The organism is Streptomyces sp. NPDC057099, from assembly GCF_042671245.1.
GTDB classification, from domain to species: domain Bacteria; phylum Actinomycetota; class Actinomycetes; order Streptomycetales; family Streptomycetaceae; genus Streptomyces; species Streptomyces purpurascens.
Map to the genome: position 1 here is coordinate 14051 of NZ_JBHUTX010000012.1, position 11083 is coordinate 25133.

At 72.9% G+C, this 11083-nt stretch carries 10 protein-coding genes; all 10 read left to right on the plus strand.

The features are described from left to right. Positions 1 to 127: 127 nt before the first annotated feature. The 10 genes from ACFT4A_RS17945 (at position 128) to ACFT4A_RS17990 (ending at position 11013) form a co-directional block, all read left to right on the plus strand. Positions 128 to 1783, plus strand: coding sequence for a polyamine aminopropyltransferase (locus ACFT4A_RS17945; RefSeq protein ID WP_382831125.1), 1656 nt, complete (start codon positions 128 to 130; stop codon positions 1781 to 1783). 106 nt (positions 1784 to 1889) lie between these two features. Beyond that, on the plus strand, positions 1890 to 2999 hold the full coding sequence (locus tag ACFT4A_RS17950) for an SRPBCC family protein (RefSeq protein WP_382831127.1): 1110 nt from the start codon (positions 1890 to 1892) through the stop codon (positions 2997 to 2999). Between the two features lie 51 nt (positions 3000 to 3050). Further along, positions 3051 to 3848: an aldose 1-epimerase gene (locus ACFT4A_RS17955; RefSeq protein WP_382831129.1), complete on the plus strand. Its 798-nt coding sequence runs from the start codon at positions 3051 to 3053 to the stop codon at positions 3846 to 3848. A 175-nt stretch (positions 3849 to 4023) separates the two neighbouring features. Then, positions 4024 to 4572, plus strand: coding sequence for an orotate phosphoribosyltransferase (pyrE, locus tag ACFT4A_RS17960; RefSeq protein ID WP_030245666.1), 549 nt, complete (start codon positions 4024 to 4026; stop codon positions 4570 to 4572). Between the two features lie 136 nt (positions 4573 to 4708). Then, positions 4709 to 5740, plus strand: coding sequence for a class II fructose-bisphosphate aldolase (gene fbaA / locus ACFT4A_RS17965; protein WP_382831132.1), 1032 nt, complete (start codon positions 4709 to 4711; stop codon positions 5738 to 5740). Between the two features lie 65 nt (positions 5741 to 5805). Beyond that, positions 5806 to 7272, plus strand: a complete 1467-nt coding sequence (locus ACFT4A_RS17970; RefSeq protein ID WP_382831135.1) for an MFS transporter — start codon at positions 5806 to 5808, stop codon at positions 7270 to 7272. A 65-nt stretch (positions 7273 to 7337) separates the two neighbouring features. Continuing rightward, positions 7338 to 7751, plus strand: coding sequence for a DUF3151 domain-containing protein (locus ACFT4A_RS17975; RefSeq protein ID WP_184594398.1), 414 nt, complete (start codon positions 7338 to 7340; stop codon positions 7749 to 7751). 152 nt (positions 7752 to 7903) lie between these two features. Further along, positions 7904 to 8734, plus strand: coding sequence for a tryptophan 2,3-dioxygenase family protein (locus tag ACFT4A_RS17980; protein ID WP_382831138.1), 831 nt, complete (start codon positions 7904 to 7906; stop codon positions 8732 to 8734). Next, positions 8727 to 9917 carry a kynureninase gene (kynU, locus tag ACFT4A_RS17985; protein WP_382831141.1) on the plus strand — a complete coding sequence of 397 codons (1191 nt, stop codon included), beginning with the start codon at positions 8727 to 8729 and terminating at the stop codon, positions 9915 to 9917. The genes ACFT4A_RS17980 and kynU overlap by 8 nt, the downstream gene beginning before the upstream one ends. A gap of 229 nt (positions 9918 to 10146) precedes the next feature. Continuing rightward, entirely contained in the window at positions 10147 to 11013 is an 867-nt protein-coding gene (locus tag ACFT4A_RS17990; RefSeq protein ID WP_382831143.1) for an alpha/beta hydrolase, read from the plus strand. Positions 11014 to 11083 lie beyond the last annotated feature (70 nt).

Consider the following 11083-nt stretch of genomic DNA (forward strand, 5'->3'; position numbering starts at 1 on the left):
CCGCACGCGGCGAACCGCATCTCGTACCGATGGTGAACCGCATCTCGTACCGATATGGGGCCTCCGTAAACCAGCACCACACGTGTGGGTGACGAACCGCAGTCGAGGCGTGACGTAACGTCGCAGCGTGATCGAGCCGCACGCGCCCGCCCCGCCCGGTTCCCCGCCGCCCAGGAGCGCCCCGGGCGGCCCCGGCGGCCCGGCACGGCTGCCCGTCCGGCCGGGCACCGGACGGTTCCTGGTCCTCGCGGGCGTGTTCGTCTGTGCGGCCTGCGGACTCGTGTACGAACTCGAACTCCTCGCCCTCGCCTCCTACTTGATGGGCGACTCGGTCACACAGGCATCGGTCGTGCTGTCCGTCATGGTCTTCGCGATGGGCATCGGCTCCCTCGCCGCGAAGCGGCTGCGCGGGCTCGCCGCGGCCGGTTTCGGCGCCGTCGAGGCCACGCTCGCGCTCGTCGGCGGATGCAGCGCGATGGCCCTGTACGCCGTGTTCGCCTGGACGGGCGACTGGGGCGGCATGTGGGCGAGCGGCCCCCGCTGCCTCCTGGTCGCCTTCTCCCTCGCGACCGGGCTGCTCATCGGCGCCGAGGTCCCGCTGCTGATGGAGCTGATCCAGCGCATCCGCCGCCAGGACGCGGGCGGCGCGGTGGCCGACCTGTTCGCCGCGGACTACGTCGGCGCCCTGGTCGGCGGCCTCGCCTTCCCCTTCCTCCTGCTGCCGTTCCTCGGCCAGCTCACCGGCGCGCTGCTCACCGGCGCCGTCAACGCGGTCGTCGGCGGGGCGCTGGTGCTCGGGCTGTTCCGCCGGGATCTGACCCGGCGCGCCCGCTGGCTGCTGCTGCTCGTCAACGGGCTCGTGCTCGCGATCCTCGCCTCGGCCGCCGTCCTCGTCGACGACTTCGAGCGGGCCGCCCGGCAGGCGATGTACGGCAGGGACGTCCGCGTCGCGCTCCAGACCGGCGTCCAGGAGGTCGTCCTCGCCGGCGGCACGCACGGCCGGCCGCTCGCCCTCTTCCTCGACGGCCGGCTCCGGGTCAGCGGACGCGACGAACTCCGCTACCACGAGGCCCTCGTCCACCCCGCGATGACCGGGACGCACGCGCGCGTGCTGATCCTCGGCGGCGGGGACGGCCTGGCGGCCCGCGAGGTGCTGCGCCACCCCGGAGTGGACCGGGTCGACATCGTCGAACTCGACGCCGAGGTCGTACGGCTGGCCCGCACCGACCCGGGCCTGTCCGCGCTGAACCGGCACGCGTACGGCGACCCGCGGGTGCAGGTGACGGTCCAGGACGCCTTCGGCTGGCTGCGCGGGGCGCCCCCGGCGGCGTACGACGTGGTCGTCTCGGATCTGCCCGACCCGGGGATCACGGCGAGTACGAAGCTGTACTCGCAGGAGTTCTACGGGCTCGCGCGGCGCGTGCTGGCCCCCGGCGGGCGGCTCGTGGTGCATGCCGGGCCGGTCGCGGCGGGGCCTCGGGTGTACTGGACGGTGGACGCGACGGTGCGCGCGGCGGGCTTCCGTACCGCCCCCTACGGCATGGAGGGACGCCGCGCCGGTTTCGCCGTCGGCCCCGACCGCACCCCCGCCGACCGCTCCCGGGCGCCCCGGGACTGGGGATTCGTCCTGGCCGCCCGCACGGACCCGCGGCCACGCCTCGATCCGGACGGTCCGCGCCCGCGGATCCTCACGGACGCGTCCCTGGCGGCGGGGGCGCGGGCGGCGCGGGGGACGCGGATCGCCGGGCTGCCCGCTTCGACGCTGGTGCATCCGCGGTACTGAGGGAGCCGGGGCGGGGCGGCGCAGGATACGCCGGGCGGACCCGTATGCGGAGCGAATTCCGGAGGTGGGGGTGCGTTTTCGCCTGTGCTGGGTAGAGTCCGTCGACATGGAGCACGAGGTGTTCGTTCCGGTTCCGGCCGAGCGGCTGAGGGAGGTGCTGGACGACCCCGCGCGGGTCGCCCGGGTGGTTCCCGGGCTCCAGCAGGACGCCGGCGCCGAGCCCGTCACCGGGCGGCTGAAGATCCGGGTCGGCAGTCACTCCGTCACCTACCGGGGTGCCGTACGGGTCTCCCGGCGGGACGACGGGGCGTATGCCGTGGAGGGCGAGGCGGAGGAGTCGCGCGGCAGCGGCTCGGTCGAGCTCGCCCTGCGGATCTCCCTGCGGGAGGCGGAGGACGGCTGCACCCTCGTGTTCGACGGCACGGCCTCCGCGGACGGGCGGATCAAGGACCTGCCGGCCGACGCGGTCGAGGGCGCCGTCGTCCGGCTCCTGCACCGCTTCGCGGAACACCTGGCCGACACCGCACCGGAAACGACCACGTCCCTCGCCACCCAGGACTTCGAACCCCGGGCGACAACCGACCACGAAACGACCCCGGACGCGGATGACGAGGCCGTGCCTCCGGCCAGGGCCGACAAGGACACGGCGGCGTCTGCCGACGGGGGCACGGCGACGGCCGACGAGGGTACGGCTTCCGGCTCTGGCGGCGAGAGCCCTGCCTCTGGCTCCGGTGGCGAGAGCTCGGCTTCCGGCTCTGGCGGCGAGAGCCCTGCCTCTGGCTCCGGTGGCGAGAGCTCGGCCTCCGGCTCTGGCGGCGAGGGCGCTGCCTCCGCCCCCGGCGGCCAGGGCCCCGCCTCCGGTTCGGCCGACGAGAGCTCCACACCGGCCCCCGATGACCAGCCCCCTGCCCCGGCGCCAGACGGCCAGCCCCCCGCCCCCGAACCCCCCGCCGTTCCGCCGTCGGCCCCCGGCGGGCGGGCCGCTGAAGGGGATGAGGACGCCGAGTCCATCGCCGAGGCGGCGCATGCGCGGCGGACGATGATCGGGCGTAGTGCCGAGGAGGTCGATCACGCCCCGCCGCGTGGGCGGTACGCGCCGGTGCCCGCGCCGCAGACCGTGTCGCCCCCGGCACCGCTGCGCTGGGCGGCGCCCGCCGCGGCGCTCGCGGTGGCGTCGGCCATCGTGGCGGTCCGGGCCCTGCGCCGACGCCGCTGAAACGCCCCGTATCGCGTGAGGTCCTCTTGATCACCGCAGTAGGGTCGTCCCGTGAGTGACGAAGACATCACGCTGACCGCGGGCGACGCGGAGGTGACCGTGCAGCCGGGCAACGGCGGCCGGGTCGGAGGGCTGCGGATCGGCGGCGTGCAGATGCTGCGGCAGGGGGAGCGGTTCGGCTGCTTCCCGATGGTGCCGTGGTGCGGCCGGGTCCGGGACGGCCGGTTCCTGGACGGCGCCGCCGTAAGGCAGATGCCGCTCAACGCCCCGCCCCACGCCATCCACGGCACCGTCCGCGACCACGCCTGGCGCACCGCCCGCACGAGCACGGACGAGGCCGTCCTCACGTACGAGCTCGTCGACCCCTGGCCCCACCCGGGCCGCGTCACCCAGGTCGTCGCCCTCGCCGAGGACGCGCTGACGCTCACCATGTCCGTCGAGACCTACGACTCGTCCTTCCCGGCGCAGATCGGCTGGCACCCCTGGTTCAACCGCAACCTCGGCGGCGAAGGCGCTCAGGACGTACAGCTCGACTTCGACCCCGCCTGGCAGGAGGAGCGCGGCGACGACCACCTGCCCACCGGCAACCGCCTCGACCCGAAGCCCGGCCCCTGGGACGACTGCTTCGGGATGCCCGGCGGCGTCGACGTCACCCTGACCTGGCCCGGGCAGCTGGAGCTGAAGGTGGCGAGCCGCGAGGAGTGGGTCGTCGTCTACGACGAGCAGGAGGCCGCCGTGTGCGTGGAGCCGCAGACCGGCCCGCCCAACGGCCTCAACACCCTGCCGCGCCTGGTCACGCCCCTGGAGCCGCTGGAGGCCACCACGACCTGGACCTGGCGCCGCCTTTGAGGGGTCCTTTCACCATGAGCGCCCGGGTCGCGCGGCCTGGCACCGCACCTCGCCGCGTTGCCGAAGAGCCCTAGTAGCTCCGCTACGAGGGCTCTCCGGCGCCTTGCGATGCACGGCACCAGACCACGCGACCTGATCGGACGCTCATAGTGAAAGGACCCCTAAGCTGGGCGCCATGACGGACACACGCGGCGCGCTGCTGCAGCAGATCAAGGACAAGGCCGTGGTGCACGGCAAGGTGACCCTGTCGTCGGGTCTGGAGGCCGACTACTACGTCGACCTGCGCCGCGTCACGCTGGACGGCGAGGCCGCGCCGCTGGTCGGGCAGGTGCTGCTGGACCTGACCGCCGAGCTGGACTTCGACGCCGTCGGCGGGCTCACCATGGGCGCCGACCCCGTCGCCGCCGCCATGCTGCACGCCGCCGCCGCGCGCGGGAAGCGCCTGGACGCCTTCGTCGTCCGCAAGGCCGCGAAGGCGCACGGCCTGCAGCGCCGCGTCGAGGGCCCGGACATCGCCGGCCGCCGCGTGCTGGTCGTCGAGGATACCTCCACCACCGGCGGCTCCCCGCTCACCGCCGTCGAGGCCGTGCGCGAGGCCGGGGCCGAGGTCGTGGCCGTCGCGACGATCGTCGACCGGGCGACCGGCGCCGCGGAGAAGATCCAGGAGGGGGCCGGGGTGCCGTACCTCTTCGCCTTCTCGAAGGACGAGCTCGGGCTGGACTGACCACGGCGTGGACGGTGGCCTGGACCTTCCGGCCAAGTCTGGAAAGATGGGGCCGACGATGACGTCGCATCCCAAGGTCTAGGTCAGGGCCGTAAAGAACGCAGTACGCCAACCCGCAGATACAAGGAGCGGACGCATGCCCATCGCAACTCCCGAGGTCTACAACGAGATGCTGGACCGGGCGAAGGCAGGAAAGTTCGCCTACCCGGCCATCAACGTGACCTCCACCCAGACCCTGCACGCGGCCCTGCGCGGTTTCGCTGAGGCGGAGAGCGACGGCATCGTCCAGATCTCCACGGGTGGCGCCGAGTTCCTGGGCGGTCAGTACAGCAAGGACATGGTGACCGGTTCGGTCGCTCTGGCCGAGTTCGCGCACATCGTCGCCGAGAAGTACCCGGTGAACATCGCCCTGCACACGGACCACTGCCCGAAGGACAAGCTCGACGGGTACGTACGTCCGCTGCTGGCGCTCTCCCAGAAGCGCGTCGAGGCCGGTCTGAACCCGCTGTTCCAGTCCCACATGTGGGACGGCTCCGCCGAGACCCTGGCCGACAACCTCTCCATCGCGCAGGAGCTGCTGGAGCTCGCCCGCGCCGCCAAGATCATCCTCGAGGTGGAGATCACCCCGACCGGTGGCGAGGAGGACGGTGTCTCGCACGAGATCAACGACTCCCTCTACACCACGGTCGACGACGCGATCCGCACGGTCGAGGCCCTGGGCCTGGGCGAGAAGGGCCGCTACCTGCTGGCCGCGTCCTTCGGCAACGTGCACGGCGTGTACAAGCCGGGCAACGTCGTCCTCCGTCCCGAGCTGCTGAAGGAGCTGAACGAGGGCGTCGCCGCCAAGTTCGGCAAGGCCGCCGCCCCCGGTCCCTTCGACTTCGTCTTCCACGGCGGCTCCGGCTCCACCGCCGAGGAGATCGCCACCGCGCTGGACAACGGCGTCGTGAAGATGAACCTCGACACGGACACCCAGTACGCCTTCACCCGCCCGGTCGCGGACCACATGCTCCGCAACTACGACGGTGTCCTGAAGGTCGACGGCGAGGTCGGCTCCAAGAAGACCTACGACCCGCGCACCTGGGGCAAGCTGGCCGAGGCGTCCATGGCCAAGCGCGTCCTCGAGGCCTGCGGCAACCTGCGCTCCACCGGCACGAAGATCAAGTAAGTCCGGTTTTCACGGCTTGAGCCCGGCACCTCCTGTGGTGCCGGGCTCTTCCGTATGCTCCCTGCATGCCCGATGTCCGCATGGCCTCGCCCCAGGGCAAGTGGATCCTGTTCACCACCGTCCTCGGCTCCAGCATGGCCCTGCTGGACTCGACCGTCGTCAATGTCGCGCTGCCGCGCATCGGCCGTGATCTCGACGCGAACCTGTCCGCCCTGCAATGGACGGTCAACGCGTACATGGTCACGCTGGCGGGGCTGATCCTGCTGGGCGGGGCGCTGGGGGACCGTTTCGGGCGCCGGAAGGTGTTCGTCGTCGGAGTGGTGTGGTTCGCGGTGGCGTCCCTGCTGTGCGGGATCGCGCCGAACGCGGGGGCGTTGATCGCCGCGCGGGCCCTGCAGGGGGTGGGCGGCGCCCTGCTGACGCCGGGGTCGCTGGCGCTGATCCAGGCGTCCTTCCACCCCGACGACCGGGGCAGGGCGGTGGGGCTGTGGTCCGGCTTCGGCGGGGTCGGCGCGGCGATCGGGCCGTTCGTCGGCGGCTGGCTGGTGGACGGGCCGGGCTGGCGGTGGGTGTTCCTGCTGAACGTGCCGCTGGCGCTGGTGTGCGTGCCGGTGGCGCTGCGTCATGTCCCCGAGTCGGGCGGAGAGGGGGCCCGTGGCCGGTTCGACGTGCTGGGGGCCGTGCTGGGCGCGGTGGCGCTGGCGCTGTTGACGTACGCGCTGATCGAGGCCGGTGAGGGCGGCTGGGTGGTGGCCCTCTCGGCGGTGGCCGGAGTGGCCGCGGCCGTCGCGTTCGTGGTCGTCGAGCGGCGCAGGCCCGAGCCGATGATGCCGCCGGACATCTTCTCCTCCCGCCAGTTCACGGTGATCAACATCGTCACCCTGTGTGTGTACGCGGCCCTCGGCGGGTTCTTCTTCCTCGCGGCCCTTCAGCTCCAGGTCGTCGTGGGCTACTCCGCCCTCGGGGCCGGTACGGCGCTGCTGCCGACGACCGTGATGATGCTGCTGCTGTCGGCGCGGTCCGGGGAGCTGGCCGACCGGATCGGGCCGCGTCCGCCGCTCACGGTGGGGCCGCTGCTGTGTGCCGTCGGGATGCTGCTGATGCTGCGGGTGGGGCCGGGTGCGTCCTACTGGGCCGATGTGCTGCCGGCGCTGGTGGTGCTCGGGCTGGGCCTGGTCATGCTGGTGGCGCCGCTGACGGCGACGGTGCTGGGCTCGGTGAGCGTCGTGCGGGCCGGGCTGGCCAGCGGCATCAACAACGCGGCGGCCCGGGCGGCGGGCCTGGTGGCGGTGGCGGCGCTGCCGCTGCTGGCGGGGATGGGGGAGGAGGCGTACCGGGAGCCGGCCGCTTTCGACGCGGCGTTCGGCAAGGCCATGGGGTGGTGCGCGGGGGCGCTGGTCGTGGGGGCGGTGATCGCGTTCGCGTTCGTACGGAGGCCGCCGCCGGACTGCAAGCGGCCGGAGTGCCGGACGTTCGGGGGCGTCACGTCGCCTCCGCTGGAGGGGGAGCCGGTACGCAAGCGGCTGTCGTAGCGGCCGTCCGGCCCGTACCCCCGCCCGCTGCGCCGCGGCTGTCGTGATGGCGCAGACTTGACCTCATGTCCATTCACGAGAACCTTCTCGGGGGTCCGCCCCCGACCCACCTCCCCGATGACCCCGGGCCACGGGAACTGCTCGCTTCGGGTACCGCGCCGGTCGACGTCGCCGCCGCGCACCCCACCTCCTCGCTCGCCTGGGCGCAGCTCGCCGACGAGGCGTTCGAGCGGGGCGCGGCCGTGGAGTCGTACGCGTACGCCCGTACGGGCTACCACCGCGGCCTGGACGCCCTGCGCCGCAGCGGCTGGAAGGGCCACGGCCCGGTGCCGTGGGAGCACGAGCCGAACCGCGGCTTCCTGCGTGCCCTGCACGCCCTCGCCCGCGCCGCGCAGACGATCGGCGAGCAGGAGGAGTACGAGCGCTGCTCCCAGTTCCTCAAGGACTCCTCGCCGACGGCGGCGCAGGTCCTGGGCTGACAGCGGTCCGTGTACGCGAGGCCCGTCCGGTCAGCGGGCGGGCCTTGCGGTTCCGGGGGATTATTGCGGAGTATGCCCGTGGGGACCGGGGCCCCCGTGCCGGAATTCGGCAGGGGCGGACCGCTACCCGGAGTTATCTGCAGGAGACAGCGATGTCCCACGAGGCTCACGAGCCCGAGACCCCGCATCTCGATTTCCAAGGCACGACGCCGTACGAGGACTACGTCAAGGCGGACGTGCTCACCCACCTCCAGCACACCCTCTCGGACGACCCCGGAGAGATGGTCTTCCTGGTGACGACCCAGGTGATGGAGCTGTGGTTCACCGTCATCGTCCACGAGTGGGAGACGGCGGCCCGCGCACTGCGCGGTGACGACATCCCCACCGCGACCGCCGCCCTCAAGCGGTCCGTGCGCGAGCTGGAGGCGCTCAACGCCTCCTGGAGGCCGCTCGCCCAGCTCACGCCCGCCCAGTTCAACTCGTACCGCAGCGCCCTCGGCGAGGGCTCCGGCTTCCAGTCGGCGATGTACCGGCGGATGGAGTTCCTGCTCGGCGAGAAGTCCGCGTCCATGCTCGTCCCGCACCGGGGCGCCCCGCGCGTGCACGCCGAGCTGGAGAAGGCGCTGCACGAGCCGAGCCTGTACGACGAGGTCGTACGGCTGCTCGCGCGGCGCGGGTACGACGTCCCGGAGGCCGTGCTGGGGCGGGACGTGGCGAAGCGCTACGAACCGTCGCCGGAGGTGGAGGCGGCCTGGACGGCCGTGTACTCCGGTGACCAGGGTGCCGAACTCGCCCGGCTGGGCGAGGCGCTGAGCGATGTCGCCGAGCTGGTGTGGCGGTGGCGCAACGACCATCTGGTCGCCACCCGCCGCGCGATGGGCTCCAAGACCGGCACGGGCGGCTCCGCCGGGGTGGCCTGGCTGGAGAAGCGGGCGCAGAAGAACGTCTTCCCCGAGCTGTGGACGGCGCGGTCCTATGTCTGAACTCGTGATGAGGGCGGAGAAGCTGGACGCCGCCGACGAACTGCGCGGCAAGCGGGACGGGTTCGTCCTCGACGAGGTCGTGTATCTGGACGGCAATTCGCTGGGCGCGCTGCCGGCCGTCGTGCCCGGGCGGGTCGAGGACGTCGTACGGCGTCAGTGGGGCGAGCTGCGCATCCGGTCCTGGGAGGAGAGCGGCTGGTGGACGGCGCCCGAGCGGATCGGTGACCGGATCGCCCCGCTGGTCGGGGCGGCCCCCGGGCAGATCGTGGTCGGAGACTCGACAAGTGTCAATGTTTTCAAGGCACTTGTGGGGGCCGTGCGCCTCGCCGGGGACGACCGCGACGAGATCCTCGTCGACGCCACGACCTTCCCGACCGACGGGTACATCGCGGAGTCGGCGGCGCGGATGACCGGCCGCACCCTGCGGCCGGTGACACCCGCGGAGGTGCCGGGCGCGCTGTCCGGCCGTACCGCCGCCGTCCTCCTCAACCACGTCGACTACCGCACCGGCCGGCTGCACGACCTGCCGGCGCTGACGGCCGCCGTGCACGAGGCGGGCGCGCTCGCCGTCTGGGACCTGTGCCACAGTGCGGGCGCCCTGCCGGTCGGGCTCGACGAGCACGGGGTGGACCTGGCCGTCGGCTGCACCTACAAGTACCTGAACGGCGGCCCGGGTTCACCGGCGTACCTGTACGTACGTCGGGAGCTGCAGGACCGGTTCGACTCCCCGCTGCCCGGCTGGAACTCCCACACCGAGCCGTTCGGGATGCGCGGCGCCTACGAACCGGCCTCCGGTGCACTGCGCGGCCGGGTCGGCACGCCCGACATCCTCTCCATGCTCGCCCTGGAGGCGGCCCTGGAGGTGTGGGACGGGGTATCGGTCGAGGCGGTGCGGGCCAAGTCCCTCGCGCTGACGGACTTCTTCCTCGAGTGCGTGGCGGAGTACGTGCCCGAGGGCAGGGTCGAGTGCCTGACGCCGGTGGCGCACGTGGAGCGGGGCAGCCAGATCGCCCTGCGCTGTGACGACGCCGGCGAGGTGATGAAACGGCTGATCGAGCGGGGTGTGGTCGGCGACTTCCGGGCGCCGGACGTGCTGCGCTTCGGGTTCACGCCGCTGTACGTGGGCTTCGCCGACGTGGAGCGGGCGGCACGGGTGCTGGCGGAGACGCTGTCCCTCGCGTGAGCCGACCGTGACGGACGGTCCCTGACGAACGGCCCCTGCCGCCGCGGGGGCCGTTCGTTTCCCAGCCGTTCGTCGGCAACTCGCCTCAGACGCAAGGAAACGGCTGAACCGCCCCATCTTCACCCAGCGTGACATCCACGTGCCCGCGCATGTCACCTGCCTGGTACCGTCCCGGCCAACGGCCGACTTCTCACTGGTCCGCCCGTACGTTTCGCTGGAAGGTTGGAGCATGACGGACGACGTCGCAGCAGCACGGGCCGCTGCCGAGGAGAAGTCGGCGTTCTCCCACGAGCCCGTCGGCCCCGACGCCACCGCCGCCTACGGCGACCACCCCGACCAGGTGATCGACTTCTACGCCCCGCGTACGGAGGCCGGACCGGGCGGGCCCGCCCCGGTCGTCCTCGTGCTGCACGGCGGTGCCTGGCGGGCGCCCTACGACCGGCGTCACATCAGCCCCTTCGCGGACTTCCTCGCCCGCCGCGGATTGGCCGTGGCCAGTGCCGAGTACCGGCGCGGCGGTGACGAAGACTCCCTCGCGGGCCGCTGGCCCGACACCTTCGACGACGTGGCCGCCGCGCTGGACGCCCTCCCGGCGCTGGTACGGGAACTGCTGCCGCAGGCCGACCCGCGCCGTACGGTCCTCACCGGCCACTCGGCGGGCGGGCACCTCGCGCTGTGGGGCGCGGCCCGCCACGTCCTGCCGGCCGACTCACCCTGGCGCAGCGGCGGTTCGGCCGCGCTCCGGGGCGTGGTCGCCCTCGCGCCGATCGCGGACTTCGCGGTCGCCGACAAGCTGGACGTGTGCGGGAATGCCGTACGCCAACTCCTCGGCGGGGACGAGCACTTCGCCGAGCGGCAGCCGTACGCGGACCCGGCGCTGCTGCTGCCCACCGGCATCGCCACCACCCTCGTCCAGGGGCGCGCCGACCTCGATGTGCCGCAGATGGTCGCCGAGTCGTACGCGGAGGCGGCGGCGAAGGCCGGGGAGATGGTGGGGGTGACGCTGCTGGAGGACGTGGGTCACTTCCCGCTCATCGACCCGGCGGCGGACGCGTGCGCCGTGGTGGCTCAGGAGATCGAGCAACTGGCCTGGTGAGGGGCCGTCCTGGCGGGACCCCTGGGTGGGCCCCGGGGCATACCCGTAGTACTTGAGAGCTACTCCGCAG